Consider the following 14,417-nt stretch of genomic DNA (forward strand, 5'->3'; position numbering starts at 1 on the left):
GTTGGGTCATGTTCAAGCAGCGGGTAGTGTTCGTCCACGGCTCAGGCAGCTTCGGATCGGCGGCCTGGCCGAAGCAGCACGGCATGGCGCTGGCCTATGACGCCCTCTTCTTGCGGCGTTACGGATTCGATGTCGAGGCGGAGCCGCTGGAGTCCAACTTCGACGCTGACACCCGCATAGTTCTGGGGGCTTTGAGCGATGAGGGCCGGGGCGCAGCAGGCGGTCACGTCGTGGCGCATTCCCAGGGCGCCATCTCGGCAATGATGGCAGCAGTGGAACGCCCGGACCTTGTGTATTCCCTGACCCTGGTGGAGCCCGCCTGCCTTTCCCTGACGGCCGAACTACCTGCGACCGCCGCCCACAGGTCGCTCATGGAGCCGCTGTTCGATGTCAGGCACCAGCTTGGGGACGAAGACTTCCAGCGGGAATTCGTCCGCCGTGCTTTTTCAGCGGAAACACCCGGTCCAACTACGCCAGAGGCGCGTAAGGCGGCGAGGCGGCTCCGGCTGCAGGCTCCGCCCTGGGAAGCGCCACTCCACATCGTGCCGGGGGTGCCAACCCTGGTCCTCACAGGAGGGTGGGAGCCACTCTATGAGGAGATTGCCGCCTACCTGCGCGAAACCGGCGCCCTTCACCGCACTGCCGCGGGAGGGCACCGGCCTCACGATTCCGTCGAGGGAGACGGCATCATCCGGTCATTCCTGGCTGACGTCAGCCGGCGTCAGCACTCCCGGGCTTCCTGAGCCCACCAGGGGAATTTGCCGGAACCAGCAATTCAGGCAGATACACCTTCCCGCCAGCAGCCAGGAACTCCTGGCTTTTCTCCCGCATACCGGCCGTCATTGCAGCATTCTCTGCAACCTGTGCTTGTGCCTCCGCGGACCCGAACTCGTTCCGAATATCCTGACTGATCCGCATGGAACAGAACTTGGGACCGCACATGGAGCAGAAATGGGCGGTTTTTGCCGGTTCGGCCGGCAGAGTCTCGTCATGGAAAGCCTCGGCCGTTACCGGATCAAGTGAGAGTGCGAACTGGTCCCGCCAGCGGAATTCGAACCGCGCTTTGGAAAGTGCGTCGTCCCGCTCATTCGCTCCGGGGTGGCCCTTCGCAAGGTCAGCGGCGTGAGCGGCGATCTTGTAGGTGATGACACCCGTCTTCACGTCGTCTTTGTTCGGCAGGCCCAGGTGTTCCTTGGGAGTCACGTAGCAGAGCATGGCGGTGCCGTACCTGGCGATCTCCGTGGCTCCGATGGCAGATGTGATGTGGTCATAGCCCGGGGCGACATCGGTGACGAGCGGGCCAAGGGTGTAGAAGGGTGCTCCCTTGCAGAGTTCTTGCTGGCGTTCCACGTTCTCCCGCACAAGGTGGAAGGGGATGTGCCCGGGGCCTTCCACCATGACCTGGACATCATATTCCCAGGCACGCTGGGTGAGCTCGGCAAGAGTGTCCAGTTCGGCGAACTGCGCGGCGTCATTGGCGTCCGCTGTGGCACCGGGCCGCAGTCCGTCTCCCAGTGAAAACGCGACGTCGTACATTGAGAAAATATCGCACAGCTCATCGAAGTGGGTGTAAAGGAAGTTCTCCTCGTGGTGGGCAAGGCACCAGCCGGCCATGATCGAGCCGCCACGGGACACGATGCCCGTAACCCGGTTGGCAGTCAGCGGGACATAGCGAAGCAGGACGCCGGCGTGGATGGTCATGTAGTCCACGCCCTGCTCACACTGTTCAATGACGGTGTCCCGGAAAATCTCCCAGGTCAGCGCATTGGCTTCACCATTGACCTTCTCCAGCGCCTGATAGATGGGAACGGTTCCGATCGGCACGGGGGAGTTTCGGATGATCCATTCGCGGGTGGTGTGGATGTCGTCGCCGGTGGAGAGGTCCATCACGGTGTCGGCACCCCACTGTGTGGCCCACTGCAGCTTGTCCACCTCTTCGGCAATGGAACTTGTCACCGCCGAGTTCCCGATGTTCGCATTGATTTTCACCAGGAATGCCTTGCCGATGATCATGGGCTCGGACTCGGGGTGGTTGATGTTGTTCGGGATGATGGCCCGGCCTGCGGCCAACTCGCTGCGGACCAGCTCAACGTCGCAGTTTTCGCGGAGTGCCACAAAACGCATTTCCGGAGTGATGATGCCCTGCCGTGCGTAGTGCATCTGGGTGACTGTCCTGCCGCCGACGGCGCGGCGGGGCACCGGCTGTGCTCCCTTCCATTCCGCTGAAGCTGCTCCCCGACGGACAGCCGAGCGGCCGTCGTCGAGCAGGGTGCGCTCCCGTCCGCTGTACGGCTCGGTGTCCCCACGGACTTCAATCCATTCTGAACGGAACGGCCTGAGCCCGACCACCGGGTCGCTGCCGGGACCGGCCGTCCGGTAGATGTGGAAAGGACCGTTTTTATCTCCGTTGGGGGAGTCCTCCAAGGCGATCGCAGTCACCGGCACCTTGATTCCGTTTTCTTCATCGGAGAGGTAGGTGAGGGAGTGTGACTTCAGGGACTGTGTTTCGCCGGATGGACTTTGGACAGGGCTGTGCTGTGGTTCTGGGGTACTCAAGGGAATACTCACTTCCTTCGCCGGCATTACCCGGACAGGTTCAACGGTCGCAAGCTGCGTCAGCCCGATCTCAGCCCCTGCAAGGGCACCCGTGTGGTCGTAATGAAGCTATCACACCGGTGCCTTCCGCAACCGGCAGGACGGCAGCTTCCGCCCTCCGAGGGAATATCGTGCTGCAGTCCGCCGCTAGGCTTTTGCCCATGCCGAAAATCATTGAGTTCAGCGGAGCCGTGCTCACGTCCCCTGATGCGGAGCGCCACGGCATGTGGGCTGTAGACGGGAAGTTGACCTTTCATCGTCCTGCAAGGGACCCCGACGTCGTCCTCGATGGCTGGGTGCTGCCGGGACTCACCGATGCGCATTGCCACATAGGTCTGGGCCCGGAAGGTGAAGTGCCTGACCACGTGGCCGAAGCCCAGGCAATGCTGGACCGGAATGCCGGAACTTTGCTGGTCCGCGATGCCGGCTCGCCCAGTGAAACCGCGTGGCTGCAGCAGCGAAGGGACATGCCGCGGATCGTCAGGTGCGGACGGCATGTTGCCAGGTCCCGCCGTTACCTGAAGAACCTCGCCCTGGAGGTGGAGCCCCGGGATCTGGCGGAAACTGTGAGGAAGCAGGCCCGCGCGGGCGACGGGTGGATCAAACTCGTGGGGGACTGGATAGACCGCGGGGCCGGGGATCTCGCGCCCAGCTTTCCTGCCTGGGCGGTGAAGGATGCTGTCCTCGCGGCACATGAGGAGGGTGCCCGGGTGGCCGCCCACTGTTTTGCCGAGGACACCCTGGATGACATGCTCGACGCCGGGGTTGACTCCATTGAACACGGCACCGGCCTCCTGCCGCGCCACATTCCCCGCTTAGTGGAGCAGGCTGTTCCCCTGGTTCCCACGCTGATTAATGTCGCCACTTTTCCAGATATCGCCGCCAGGGCCGATGGGAAGTTTCCTATCTACGCCGCCCACATGCGTTCCCTGTGGGAGCGGCGGAGCGAGCGCGTCCTGGAGGCATTCGAAGCAGGGGTGCGAATCCTTGCCGGCACAGATGCGGGAACAGTCATAGCGCACGGACGGATTGTGGACGAAGTCCTCGCCTTGAACGCAGCCGGACTCCCTGCCGCCGCCGCGCTGGACTCGGCGGCGTGGGCGGCACGCGCCTGGCTGGGCGCCGAAGGCGTGACGGAAGGTGCCAGCGCCGATGTGCTGGTATGCGCCGAAGATCCCCGCGAGTCCTTGACTACCTTGAAGACGCTCCGGAACATCGTGCTGAGAGGGGAAGTGCTTCTTTAGGGAAGTGCCTTTCCTCCGCGTTGCGCCGCACAGGGAATAAATTGAAGCTTCAAGTAATTTAACTCTGTGAGTGCAGGTCGCCGATCCCCGGGCGGCCCCGGATCAGGAGTGAATTATGACCACGGAAACGAGCAGCCAGGACCTGCTCCCCGCCGACCTCACCATGGGCACAGTGATGCTCAAGGTGCGGGACCTGAAACTGATGACTGACTATTACCAGCGCGCACTCGGCCTGGAAATCGTGGCCGAGCAGGATGGTGGGCTCTATCTGGGCCGCCGCCACCAACCGTTGGTTCACCTCGCTTCGGCGCCAGGACTCGCTGTTCCTGCCCGCGGTGAAGCAGGCTTGTTCCATACGGCCTTGTTGTTCGAGGATCAGGCAGCCCTTGCAGCCACCGTGGCCACAGCCGCCCGGTACGAGGCCCGCTTGTTCACCGGCAGCGCGGATCACCTGGTGAGCGAAGCTTTCTACTTCAACGATCCTGAAGGAAACGGTATCGAGCTCTACTGGGACCGCCCCCGCGAGGCATGGTCCTGGGACGGCAAGAACGTCGTGATGGACAGCTTGCCCCTTGCCCCTCAGCACTATCTGCAGCGCCACCTGACTGAAGAGAGAGTCTTCGGACAGCGTGAGTCGGGTGCCGGCGTCGGGCACGTCCACCTCCAGGTAGGTGACGTCCAGACGGCCCAGGACTTCTACGTGGATACGCTGGGCTTTGAAAAGACCGCGGGCTGGCATGGCCAGGCCCTCTTTGTGTCCGCCGGAGGCTATCACCACCACATGGCCATGAACGTCTGGAACAGCCGCGGCGCCGGGCCCCGCAAGGACACCCTCGGATTGGGCGAGGTTCTCATTGAAGTTCCCTCAGGGGACGACGTCGGGGCGCTCGCTGACCGCTTGAAAGTCGCCGGGGTCTCTTCCCGCCACACCGGCCTGGAGCTCCGCTTTGAGGATCCGTGGCGCAACCGGATCCGCGTGGCAGTGCGCTGACGTCATGCCTTCCGGGTTGGGCTGCCTTCTGCGTTAGGCTGATTCGGAGGGCCACGGTGGGGTTCAGTTCAGCACCGTAGGACCTTCCTTGCAGCGACGGAATGAGGGCGATTTCCATGGGGTTTACCGAGATCTTTGTTTCCACCCACGACGGCGCGCTGAAGCGGGCCACAGCGCTCGACGGCGGAGGGTCTGCCACCGGTGATGCCGTTCGCATCCCCGGGATCAGCGACTTCGAAATCGAACAGCTGGGCGACCTCGCAGGCGCGGCCGTGCACGCAGCGGGCGCGGACTATGAACTGGCCATGGTGGACGTGGCAAGCGACTCCCTTCTCGGTGTTCCGCCGGCTATGGTCCGCGCCCTGGCCGAATTGCTCAGCTACGAATCGGAAGGCGAAGGCGATGTGCTTGAGCATGTCGCTGAGCAGTGGGCTGCCGAGGACGACATGCCTTTTGGGCCCGACGAAGCCAAGGGCTACGTCCAGCGGATTGCAGAGCTGGCCAGCGGCGTGGACGACAACGATCGGACCGGCCTGTACGTCTGGGCATCCTAGCTCTAAGGGCCAGAAGAAGGCCGCCCGGGCGTCAAGTCGAAATCCCGCCGTCGATCTGGCACAATAAGTAGGTACTTGATCTGCGTGGCCCCTCTCTCCGCGTCTGGATCCTGTCCTTTAGAACCCCCTAGTATGGCCCGCCCCACGGGTGCAGAACGCCGGGTTCGACCCCGTTTCAGAAACAGGAGTGACCACAAAAGTGGCCGTAAAGATTCGCCTTAAGCGCTTCGGTAAGATGCGCGCACCGTACTACCGCATTGTCGTTGCAGACTCACGCACCAAGCGTGATGGTCGTGCCATCGAAGAAATCGGCAAGTACCACCCCACCGAGGAGCCCTCATACATCGAGGTTGACTCCGAGCGTGCCCAGTACTGGCTGTCCGTCGGCGCCCAGCCGTCCGAGCAGGTTGCTGCGATCCTCAAGATCACCGGTGACTGGCAGAAGTTCAAGGGTCTTCCCGGCCAGGAAGGTACCTTGAAGACGAAAGCTCCCAAGGTTGCCTTCGTTGCTCCGGAAAAGCGCTCCGTGATCATCCCGGAAGCCATCACCAAGAAGGCCAAGGCGGAAGCTCCGGCTGAAGCAGGCGCCGAAGCAGAGACCACCGAGGCTGAGTAAATTGCTGGCAGAAGCGCTCGAACACCTTGTCCGCGGGATTGTTGACAGCCCCGAGGACGTCAAGGTCAGTGCCAAGAACAACCGCCGCGGGGACACCCTCGAGGTACGCGTTCATCAGGACGATCTTGGCCGGGTGATCGGCCGCCAGGGCCGCACCGCACGTGCATTGCGCACTGTGGTGGCGGCATTGGCGGATGGCGAGCAGGTCCGGGTCGACGTCGTCGACACCGACCGCCGCCGGTAATCGCGCCAGCAACACTTGTCTTGGGTCCGGCCCCTTCACCAGATGGTGGAGGGGCCGGACTTTTTTGAGATCCAATACCCTTCCCAGAGCGGCAGCTCGAAACTATTCACCCCGAATCCGGAACAGAGGAACAGATGCAGCTTCAGGTGGCACGAATCGGAAAACCCCATGGCATCCGCGGTGAGGTGACCGTACAGGTGTTGACGGATGCACCGGAGGATCGATTTGTCCCTGGCACTGAGTTCGTTGTGGAACCCGCTTCCGCCGGGCCGCTGACGATTCTGAGCGCCCGCTGGAACAAGGACATCCTGCTGCTCGGATTCGAGGAGATCGAGACCCGCAATGAGGCGGAAACACTCCGTGGAGCCAAGCTCTTCATTGAAACCGAGGAGCTGGACGAGGACGACGACGAAGGCTGGTATGAGCACGAGCTCGTGGGGCTTGAGGCGCGGGTGGGGTCCGAGGTCGTTGGCAAAATCGCCGCCCTCACCACCTTGCCGGTTCAGGATCTCCTGACCGTCAAAACTCCTGAAGGCAAGGAAATCCTGGTTCCCTTTGTGGAGCAGATTGTCCCCGAGGTCAACGTTGCCGAAGGCTATGTGCTGATCACGCCCCCGCCGGGCCTCTTTGGCATCAATGAAGAAGGCGGCACCGGCGACACCGAAGACGCCACATCCTCCGAAGCCGGGGACGACGACTAAATGCAGATCGACGTCGTCAGTATCTTTCCGGAATATCTGGCGCCTTTAGAGCTCTCCCTGATCGGGAAAGCCCGTCAGGACGGGTTGCTTGAGCTGAAGGTGCACGACCTTCGCGAATTCACCTCTGACCGGCACAGGACCGTCGACGACACCCCTTACGGTGGCGGAGCCGGCATGGTTATGAAGGCCGAACCCTGGGCGCAGGCACTTTCTTCCGTCGCGGAGGCGGGGCACGCGGGCAAGAAGCCGGTACTGATCGTTCCGTCGCCCGCCGGAGAGCGTTTCAACCAAGCGCTGGCGCACGAGCTGGCGGAAGAAGAGCAGCTTGTTTTCGCCTGTGGGCGGTATGAAGGCATAGACGAGAGGGTCATCGAGTGGGCCTCGGAGCACTTTATTGTCCGCCCGATGAGCCTTGGCGACTATGTTCTGAACGGCGGCGAAGTCGCCGTGCTGGCCATGGTTGAAGCGATTGTCCGGCTTTTGCCAGGCGTTGTTGGCAATCCGGAGTCCCTGGTGGAGGAATCGCACGCTGACGGACTGCTGGAGTACCCGGTCTACACGAAGCCTTCCACCTGGCGCGACCGGGAAGTCCCGCCCATCCTTCTTAGCGGCAATCACGGGAAAATCGCCCAGTGGCGCCGCCATGAACAGTACCGCCGCACGGCAGCGCGTCGCCCGGATCTCTTGGATGGTTTTGATGTGACAAAACTGACCCGTGCGGACCGGACGGAATTCGCGGACCTCGGGTACGACGTCGTCGACGGCCGCCTGCGTCGCCGGCCGGAGGAGCCGGGAAGCGATCAGGGCTGAGGGATTCGCCTCAAGGCCCCGCATGTGGCAAAATTAGTCCTTGTGCCTACTGGGTGCGAACCTGCCACAGGGGGAGCGTAACCAACAGCCTGGCGCCCCGGCGCCGTCAATCAGTGACGGAACCGGAACAGCAACTTTCGGCGGTAATTTCCGGAGCATCAAAACCCGGGCTTGACCGCCGTGACCCAAAGTAAATGACCTGTGGCGTTTACCAGGAGTGGATCAAATGCAAATCCTCGATTCCGTAGATGCAGCCTCGCTGCGCACCGATGTTCCTGAGTTCCGCGCGGGTGACACCCTCAAGGTTCACGTCAACATCATCGAAGGCAAGAACTCCCGTGTCCAGGTGTTCCAGGGCTTTGTTCTTGGCCGCCAGGGCGACGGTATCCGCGAAACCTTCACCGTCCGCAAGGTTTCCTTCGGTGTCGGCGTAGAGCGTACCTTCCCGGTACACTCCCCGATCATCGACAAGATCGAGCTCGTCACCAAGGGTGACGTGCGCCGGGCCAAGCTTTACTACATGCGCGCACTGCGCGGTAAGGCCGCCAAGATCAAGGAAAAGCGCGACTTCCAGACCGCCAAGTAAGTCTCCGGACTTTCGACGCGGGTCCGCACCCGTATCCGGCTGCGCCGGAGCCATCCGCAACAGCGCCACAGGATACGGAACATGGACAACACAAAACGCCAGCACGGGAGACCGGGTTGGCGTTTTGTTTTGCTTGCGTTTGTGGTCGCAGTAGCTATCAGCGGGCTGATCCGGTCGCTTTGGCTGGATATCTACTACATCCCCTCGGCATCGATGGAGCCCCGCTTTGAAACGGGAGACCGGATACTGGTGTCCCGGACGGATTTCCAGGCCGAGCCCATTAGCCGTGGAGACGTGGTGGTCTTCGACGGCCGGGGTACCTTTGCTCCGCTGAACAGCGGTCAGGGTCCATTGTTGGATGTCGTTTCAAGCATGGGCCACTGGCTGGGCCTGACGGGCAGTGACACCACCTACGTAAAGCGGGTTATCGGGCTCCCGGGCGACCATGTGGTGTGCTGCGGAACGGACGGCAGACTCACAGTAAACGGCCAGTCTCTTGAGGAACCCTATGTGTATGACGGCGACGTGCCGAGCGAGCAAAAGTTCAGTGTGATAGTGCCTTCCGGACGGCTATGGTTGCTCGGTGACCACCGGTCCATGTCAGCCGATTCGCGGAGCCTGCTGGGCGCCCCGGGCGGCGGCATGGTTCCTTTGGACCGCGTTATCGGCAGACCGGTACAGATCATCTGGCCGCTTGATAGATTTGGCTCAGTGGAGCGGCCTTCCAAGGCCGGGACAACAACGAAGGATGGACAATAGATGCCCGAGACCGACCCCCGGGATCCCGGGTCGCACGAGCGGGACGAGTCCGGACACCTTCCGTTCTCCGGGGTGGCCCCCGCCGCGGCTTCGAGTGTGCCGGCTTCAGGTTTACCGGCTGCCGAACCGGCAGGAACCGGAGCCTCCGTTCTTGGGCGTGCAGCACAAAGGCGTGCGGAGAACGGCCAGGCAGAGAGAAGCACTGGAGGCGGTGGCCAGCTTCTCCTTTGGCTGAAGGAAGTGGCAACGGTTGTGGCAATTGCCATAGTCCTCTCCTTCCTTATCAAGACCTTCCTGTTCCGCGCGTTCTATATCCCCTCCGAATCCATGGTCAATACGCTGGACATCCACGATCGGATCTTCGTTAATCTTCTGGTTCCGGAGCCCTTTGCGCTTCAGCGCGGCGACGTCGTGGTTTTCAGGGACACCAAGGGCTGGCTTCCTCAGACGCCCCAGGAGGCGGACGGGCCCTTCACCTGGTTCGAAGATGCCGTGATTTTCGTGGGGCTGTTGCCTGATGATACGGAACAGCATCTGGTTAAACGCGTCATCGGGCTCCCTGGCGACCACGTGGTCTGTTGCGACGCCGGCGGGCGGCTGACCGTCAACGGCGTTCCCCTGGATGAGGCCTACGTGAATAAGGCCGAGGTGCCTGAGCTCAAGAACTTCGACGTCGTGGTTCCCGCCGGCAAGGTGTGGGTCATGGGAGACAACCGGAACCACTCGGCCGATTCCCGCGCCCACCAGGACGTCAACGGCGGGTTCATAGATCTGCCTGATGTTGAGGGAAAGGCGGCGGTTATAGCGTGGCCGCTCAACAGGCTGGGCGTATTGGACAACTATCCGGACGTTTTCAAGAACGTCCCTTCTCCCGCGGCAAAGTAATGGCTACCGAAGCACCCACCCTTGACTACGAGCGCCGGTTCCTTAGCCGCGGTGTGCAGTTGCTCGCCGGCGTCGATGAGGTGGGCCGCGGTGCCTTGGCCGGGCCCGTCACTGTGGGGATTACGGTGGTGGACCTTGGCAGGCAGGAACTCCTCGAGGACGTCCGGGACAGCAAACTGCTCAAGGCCGAAGACCGGGAGCGGCTGGAGCCCCTCGTGCGGGGCTGGAGTGTGGCATCGGCGGTAGGTCACGCATCGGCAAACGAAATTGATTCGCTGGGCATCATCGCCGCACTGAGGACTGCCGGGAACCGTGCCTGGAATCAGATCCTCGCGCTCGGAATTACGCCCCAGGCCGTGCTTCTCGACGGCAGCCACAACTGGCTAACGCCTGACCCCCAGCCATCGCTTTTCGACGAGCCCGGCCTTTTCGACGAACCTTCCCTGTCCGGTGAGCCCACGCTAATGGTCACCGCGATGTCCGAGCCCGGTTGTGAGGCTCCGGTTTACACGCTCGTGAAGGCAGACATGCAGTGCCTCAGCGTAGCCGCGGCCAGCGTCCTCGCGAAGGTGGAACGCGACCGCCTCATGCTCTCGCTGCATAACGAATACCCCGCTTTCGGCTGGAACGAGAACAAGGGTTACGGGACGGCCGCCCACCGCGAAGCTCTCCGCATTTCAGGGCCCACCCCCTATCACAGGGTCAGTTGGCAGTTGTTCGGAACTGAGGTTTGACCCAGTGACCTGCCGCCGCCTCTCGTGGCGCACAGCGCATGCTGCATGGTGCAAGATGGAAGCATGAGTGCCGAGGATCTTGAGAACTACGAAACAGACATGGAGCTTCAGCTCTACCGTGAGTACCGGGACGTCGTCGGCCTGTTCAGCTACGTTGTCGAAACCGAGCGGCGGTTCTACCTTGCCAACCACGTGGACCTTCAGGCCCGGAGTGCCGACGGCGAGGTCTACTTCGATCTGACGCTGCAGGACGCGTGGGTATGGGACGTCTACCGCTCAGCAAGGTTTGTGAAGAGCGTACGGGTTATCACGTTCAAGGACGTAAACGTCGAAGAGCTTCCCCGCAGCGAAGAACTGGCGCTTCCGAAAGACGTCGACCTCGGCAATTAGCCTTTGCCACTTTCCCTCCACAAACAACCTTGGGCTGACTTACCCACATAGCGCAACATCTCCCCGCCGTGCCTTCCCTCGCTCCGCGAAGGTTGGTCTTGGAGGTAGAGATGAAAGCCAAAGACATACTTGGCCGGCGCGGGGAAGATCTTGCTGCCGGTTATCTGGAACTGCAGGGCATGCGGATTATCGACCGCAACTGGCGCTGCACGGACGGGGAAATTGACATCGTCGCCCTCGACGGCGACTCCCTCGTCGTCGCCGAGGTCAAGACACGCACGTCACTGTCGTACGGACATCCTTTTGAAGCCGTCGGCGTTAGCAAACTCGCCCGGCTGCATCGGTAGTCGAAGTTGAAGCAGACATCGGACAGCCGATATCCAATAAATGACACAGGTTTTACCACACCTGAGGCCTGAACAGGTCAAAGTAGGGTGGGTTCCATGAATGAAGACGTCGGGGCAGAACTCGAAGAACTAAGCGCAGAACACGATTTGAGTTTTCTTACTCCACCTCCGGTGTTATATCACTACACGTCTTCGGCAGGGCTCCAAGGCATCCTAGAATCTGGTGGCGTATGGGCCACGGATATCGAGTTTCTGAATGATGAGCAGGAACTCCGCCACGGATTCGACCAGTTTATGGACATTCTTCAGGAGAGGATTCGGACGGAGAATGATGACTCCCCCTTGCACCGCGAGATGGCAAAAACAATCGGTGACAGGGGTACTTCGAGGCATTTCGTGACCTGTTTCTGCGAGGACGGCGACCTGCTGAGCCAATGGCGAGGATACGCAAGCCCCGGTGGATACGCCATAGGCTTTGCCACTCCCAGAATCGCCGCGAACCTAGAACCAAAGAAAGAGTCCGGCTTCGCCCGAGTCTGGTACGAGCCTAAGCACGTTGCAAGTATGGCGAAGATCTGGGCCGGAAAGGTTGCGGACGGTTACAAGGAGACGTTCTCAGATGCTCTACAAGCAATCATGGCGGTCTCACAAGAAGAAGCGTTAGAGGAGATGGCAAAGCGGATGTACAACTTCGAAACCCAACATTTTTCTAAGGCCGTTCACTTGTGCTCTCTCTTGAAGAATCCGTCCTTCAGCGAGGAGAAAGAATGGCGCATTGTTCGGGAATCCAACGACTGGAATGCCTCTGATGACGAACTTTTAAAGTTCCGTCAAGGCCCATTGGGCTTAACGCCGTACATGAATGTCGATCTGAAAGAGGACAGCGGGAGACTCCCGATTGCTGAGATAATTGTCGGGCCTGGGGCAGGTATGGAGCTCAGGATGAGAGCAGTCCGACTTCTATTGAACAAATTGAAGTACGCCCGGGATGTGCCCGTTATTGCTTCGACAATCCCCTACCGTCCGTAGACCTTCTCGGATGGGGAGGGCAGGGAGCAGCCCCCAGCGAAGTGAACTGCTCCCCGGGAGTCAGAACTGAATTTCTCAGTCCAACTTCCGGGGAGCAGTTCAAAGTACTGAGGGCTTCTTTTTTGGGTCTAAAGGTCTGTGCTTAAACGAATGCGTGCCAAGGGCTGCTCATCCTGCCGCTGTTAGGCTTCGGCAATGGGGATACTTCAGAAGCTTTTAGCCTTCCTCCGGGGCAGGGAAGTCAAGGCCAGGGCGCCGGAACAACCGCAAGTGGCCGAACGATTTGTCGCCGGGACAGAACCTACCGAGGCGAGCTTCGGCGCTCCATCTGAGACGCCGGAACCTGCCTTACATAATTCTGCGCCCGAGCAGCAGACGGTACGGCGGGCTACGAGTGTGAAGAAGGTTGTGCTCGACGAGGCCGAATTATCGGTTCTCGACCTTCGTGAGCTTCCTTCCACCCGGTTCCGGATTGTGGGGTCGGGATTTTGGGTGACGAATTCGGGACGTTACAAGCACGGTGGGGACGACTACTTGTTAGCTCGTGAGCCGAAGAACAAATGGGATGCCAACGCGGTTGCGGTATATGGAAAGGGTCGCAAGGTGGGGTGTCTTTCCGAGGCAAAGGCGGCCGCATTGGCTCCAATTTTCGATGGACTTCCCTTCGACGCTTATAGGGTCGGCGGGGCGCCCCCAGAGGCCGATTCGATCCGTATGTGGGTAGACCTTCCGACGATTCCGAAGCTCAGGGCGTTTGTTAGGAGCCTGGACGTGGAGCGCGGCTGATGTATAGGGAGCAAGTGACCTGTAAGGGTTGCGGCACTGTGTTTGAGGCGCATACGCCGAGCCGAGACTACTGCTGCGATTTGTGCAGGGTATTGCGGGGGGCGACTGCGGGGCAGATGCGAACCTGCTTACTGTGTCAGGGCGTCTGGAGCGAAGCCGCCGGGCAGACGCAGCCGGAGTTCGTGAAGCAACACGCGGCGTGCCGCAAGGCCATGCTGGACAGCGACGGACGGCGCGACGACTGCCTCTGTGGCGACTGTAAGCGACGTAAGGGAGTGACGACAGTTTTGCCCGTCCCGCCGTCCCGCCGTAAGCGCCGAGGCAGAACTTACGCGAAGCACAAAGGAGCGGTCTTCGAGCGGGACAACTTCATCTGCCAGATTTGCCAGCTTCCCACTGATCCGGATGCGCGCCCTTCCGATGACCGCTACCCTACCGTGGATCACATCTTTCCCGTTGCTCTGGGCGGGGATGACGAGCTTGCCAACCTCAGGACTGCGCACAGATGGTGCAATATTGCGGTCGGCGACGGCGCCTCGGGTTATGACGAATGGGTGCGGGAGATTGCGCAAAAGAAGTTCACCTAGCGTGCCCTACGGCGACTTATGAGCAACGCAAAAAGGCCCCTCTCGCGGCCTAGGAAGTGATTCCTGGGGCGTGGAGAGGGGCCTTTTCCGTTACTTCTTGAAGTAGTCCAGGTAGGACTCAACCTCTTGGGATTTATTCGGGCAGAAATAGGCAACTGTGAGCCGCACGCCGTCGATTCCGCCACCTGTCTCATTACCGCCGATGGAGCGCACGGATACGCCGAGGCCGGCGCCCGTCTGATCGCAGATCTGCTTCTCCATGTAGTCGGCGAAGCTCTTGACGTTGTCGGGGACGACGCCGAGCGCCGCGAGGTCAGCCGCGTATGAGCCAGTTGTGGCGACCGTAGACGGCGTCGCCTTTGCCGTCTTTGTAACGGCCCTGGAAGGCGTTGGCGTTGGAGAGATGGTTGTCGCGGTAGGCGTCACCGAGTTGGCGCTCGATCCTGCTCCACTACAGCCCGACAGAATAGTGAGGAGTAGAAGGGCGCCGCCGCTTACGGCTTGCTTTTTCATGGTTCCCCCGATTCACGAAGTTGTATCTGCACCCTATCTGGGAATC

18 protein-coding genes, 1 pseudogene and 1 riboswitch are annotated in these 14,417 nt (G+C 61.0%); of the genes and pseudogenes, 17 read left to right on the forward strand and 2 right to left on the reverse strand.

Annotation, left to right across the window (positions count from 1 at the left end):
- Positions 1 to 8 precede the first annotated feature (8 nt).
- Positions 9 to 743: an alpha/beta fold hydrolase gene (locus tag M1E02_RS08305; RefSeq protein ID WP_479377593.1), complete on the forward strand. Its 735-nt coding sequence runs from the start codon at positions 9 to 11 to the stop codon at positions 741 to 743.
- On the opposite strand, the gene thiC is transcribed toward M1E02_RS08305, so the two are convergent.
- Positions 712 to 2,556: a phosphomethylpyrimidine synthase ThiC gene (gene thiC / locus M1E02_RS08310; protein ID WP_479377594.1), complete on the reverse strand. Its 1,845-nt coding sequence runs from the start codon at positions 2,554 to 2,556 to the stop codon at positions 712 to 714. The two genes, M1E02_RS08305 and thiC, sit on opposite strands and share 32 nt — an antisense overlap.
- Positions 2,552 to 2,659, reverse strand: a riboswitch (TPP riboswitch). It overlaps the preceding gene by 5 nt.
- Before the next feature lie 97 nt (positions 2,660 to 2,756).
- Here thiC and M1E02_RS08315 point away from each other — a divergent pair.
- From M1E02_RS08315 to M1E02_RS08390, 16 genes and pseudogenes are all read left to right on the forward strand, one after another.
- The gene (locus M1E02_RS08315) at positions 2,757 to 3,839 is read left to right on the forward strand and encodes an amidohydrolase family protein (RefSeq protein WP_479377595.1); all 1,083 of its coding nucleotides are present in this window, start codon (positions 2,757 to 2,759) and stop codon (positions 3,837 to 3,839) included.
- A gap of 115 nt (positions 3,840 to 3,954) precedes the next feature.
- A complete protein-coding gene (locus tag M1E02_RS08320; RefSeq protein WP_479377596.1) occupies positions 3,955 to 4,830 on the forward strand; it encodes a VOC family protein in 876 nt (291 codons plus the stop codon).
- Between the two features lie 116 nt (positions 4,831 to 4,946).
- Positions 4,947 to 5,384, forward strand: a complete 438-nt coding sequence (locus tag M1E02_RS08325) for a hypothetical protein (protein ID WP_479377597.1) — start codon at positions 4,947 to 4,949, stop codon at positions 5,382 to 5,384.
- A gap of 199 nt (positions 5,385 to 5,583) precedes the next feature.
- Complete coding sequence (gene rpsP, locus M1E02_RS08330; RefSeq protein ID WP_309105501.1) at positions 5,584 to 6,000, forward strand: 30S ribosomal protein S16; 417 nt, start codon at positions 5,584 to 5,586, stop codon at positions 5,998 to 6,000.
- 1 nt (position 6,001) lies between these two features.
- Positions 6,002 to 6,244: an RNA-binding protein gene (locus tag M1E02_RS08335; protein WP_056632598.1), complete on the forward strand. Its 243-nt coding sequence runs from the start codon at positions 6,002 to 6,004 to the stop codon at positions 6,242 to 6,244.
- Between the two features lie 134 nt (positions 6,245 to 6,378).
- Positions 6,379 to 6,945, forward strand: a complete 567-nt coding sequence (rimM, locus tag M1E02_RS08340) for a ribosome maturation factor RimM (RefSeq protein ID WP_479377598.1) — start codon at positions 6,379 to 6,381, stop codon at positions 6,943 to 6,945.
- A complete protein-coding gene (gene trmD / locus M1E02_RS08345) occupies positions 6,946 to 7,755 on the forward strand; it encodes a tRNA (guanosine(37)-N1)-methyltransferase TrmD (RefSeq protein ID WP_479377599.1) in 810 nt (269 codons plus the stop codon).
- Positions 7,756 to 7,981: 226 nt separating this feature from the next.
- A complete protein-coding gene (gene rplS, locus M1E02_RS08350) occupies positions 7,982 to 8,341 on the forward strand; it encodes a 50S ribosomal protein L19 (RefSeq protein WP_479377600.1) in 360 nt (119 codons plus the stop codon).
- Between the two features lie 81 nt (positions 8,342 to 8,422).
- Entirely contained in the window at positions 8,423 to 9,100 is a 678-nt protein-coding gene (lepB, locus tag M1E02_RS08355; RefSeq protein WP_479377601.1) for a signal peptidase I, read from the forward strand.
- Positions 9,101 to 9,985: a signal peptidase I gene (lepB, locus tag M1E02_RS08360; protein WP_479377602.1), complete on the forward strand. Its 885-nt coding sequence runs from the start codon at positions 9,101 to 9,103 to the stop codon at positions 9,983 to 9,985.
- Complete coding sequence (locus tag M1E02_RS08365; RefSeq protein ID WP_479377603.1) at positions 9,985 to 10,719, forward strand: ribonuclease HII; 735 nt, start codon at positions 9,985 to 9,987, stop codon at positions 10,717 to 10,719. Before lepB (M1E02_RS08360) ends, M1E02_RS08365 begins: the two co-directional genes overlap by 1 nt.
- A gap of 63 nt (positions 10,720 to 10,782) precedes the next feature.
- The gene (locus tag M1E02_RS08370; protein WP_056632617.1) at positions 10,783 to 11,109 is read left to right on the forward strand and encodes a DUF2469 domain-containing protein; all 327 of its coding nucleotides are present in this window, start codon (positions 10,783 to 10,785) and stop codon (positions 11,107 to 11,109) included.
- Between the two features lie 110 nt (positions 11,110 to 11,219).
- Positions 11,220 to 11,453: pseudogene (locus tag M1E02_RS08375) on the forward strand (YraN family protein); the annotation flags it as partial.
- A gap of 99 nt (positions 11,454 to 11,552) precedes the next feature.
- Positions 11,553 to 12,485 carry a DUF2971 domain-containing protein gene (locus M1E02_RS08380; protein ID WP_479377604.1) on the forward strand — a complete coding sequence of 311 codons (933 nt, stop codon included), beginning with the start codon at positions 11,553 to 11,555 and terminating at the stop codon, positions 12,483 to 12,485.
- Positions 12,486 to 12,680: 195 nt separating this feature from the next.
- A complete protein-coding gene (locus M1E02_RS08385; protein ID WP_479377605.1) occupies positions 12,681 to 13,271 on the forward strand; it encodes an HIRAN domain-containing protein in 591 nt (196 codons plus the stop codon).
- 275 nt (positions 13,272 to 13,546) lie between these two features.
- Positions 13,547 to 13,858, forward strand: a complete 312-nt coding sequence (locus M1E02_RS08390) for an HNH endonuclease (protein WP_479377606.1) — start codon at positions 13,547 to 13,549, stop codon at positions 13,856 to 13,858.
- A gap of 90 nt (positions 13,859 to 13,948) precedes the next feature.
- On the opposite strand, the gene M1E02_RS08395 is transcribed toward M1E02_RS08390, so the two are convergent.
- Entirely contained in the window at positions 13,949 to 14,371 is a 423-nt protein-coding gene (locus tag M1E02_RS08395; protein WP_479377607.1) for a hypothetical protein, read from the reverse strand.
- Positions 14,372 to 14,417 lie beyond the last annotated feature (46 nt).

Source organism: Arthrobacter sp. Z5-13, assembly GCF_056499105.1.

What these genes read in the sequence shown, in the direction of transcription:
- M1E02_RS08305 (WP_479377593.1), top strand. Translation starts at nt 9, where the DNA reads ATGTTCAAGCAGCGGGTAGTGTTCGTCCACGGCTCAGGCAGCTTCGGA.
- M1E02_RS08315 (WP_479377595.1), top strand. Translation starts at nt 2,757, where the DNA reads ATGCCGAAAATCATTGAGTTCAGCGGAGCCGTGCTCACGTCCCCTGAT.
- M1E02_RS08320 (WP_479377596.1), top strand. Translation starts at nt 3,955, where the DNA reads ATGACCACGGAAACGAGCAGCCAGGACCTGCTCCCCGCCGACCTCACC.
- M1E02_RS08325 (WP_479377597.1), top strand. Translation starts at nt 4,947, where the DNA reads ATGGGGTTTACCGAGATCTTTGTTTCCACCCACGACGGCGCGCTGAAG.
- rimM (WP_479377598.1), top strand. Translation starts at nt 6,379, where the DNA reads ATGCAGCTTCAGGTGGCACGAATCGGAAAACCCCATGGCATCCGCGGT.
- trmD (WP_479377599.1), top strand. Translation starts at nt 6,946, where the DNA reads ATGCAGATCGACGTCGTCAGTATCTTTCCGGAATATCTGGCGCCTTTA.
- rplS (WP_479377600.1), top strand. Translation starts at nt 7,982, where the DNA reads ATGCAAATCCTCGATTCCGTAGATGCAGCCTCGCTGCGCACCGATGTT.
- lepB (WP_479377601.1), top strand. Translation starts at nt 8,423, where the DNA reads ATGGACAACACAAAACGCCAGCACGGGAGACCGGGTTGGCGTTTTGTT.
- lepB (WP_479377602.1), top strand. Translation starts at nt 9,101, where the DNA reads ATGCCCGAGACCGACCCCCGGGATCCCGGGTCGCACGAGCGGGACGAG.
- M1E02_RS08365 (WP_479377603.1), top strand. Translation starts at nt 9,985, where the DNA reads ATGGCTACCGAAGCACCCACCCTTGACTACGAGCGCCGGTTCCTTAGC.
- M1E02_RS08370 (WP_056632617.1), top strand. Translation starts at nt 10,783, where the DNA reads ATGAGTGCCGAGGATCTTGAGAACTACGAAACAGACATGGAGCTTCAG.
- M1E02_RS08380 (WP_479377604.1), top strand. Translation starts at nt 11,553, where the DNA reads ATGAATGAAGACGTCGGGGCAGAACTCGAAGAACTAAGCGCAGAACAC.
- M1E02_RS08385 (WP_479377605.1), top strand. Translation starts at nt 12,681, where the DNA reads ATGGGGATACTTCAGAAGCTTTTAGCCTTCCTCCGGGGCAGGGAAGTC.
- M1E02_RS08395 (WP_479377607.1), bottom strand. Translation starts at nt 14,371, where the DNA reads ATGAAAAAGCAAGCCGTAAGCGGCGGCGCCCTTCTACTCCTCACTATT.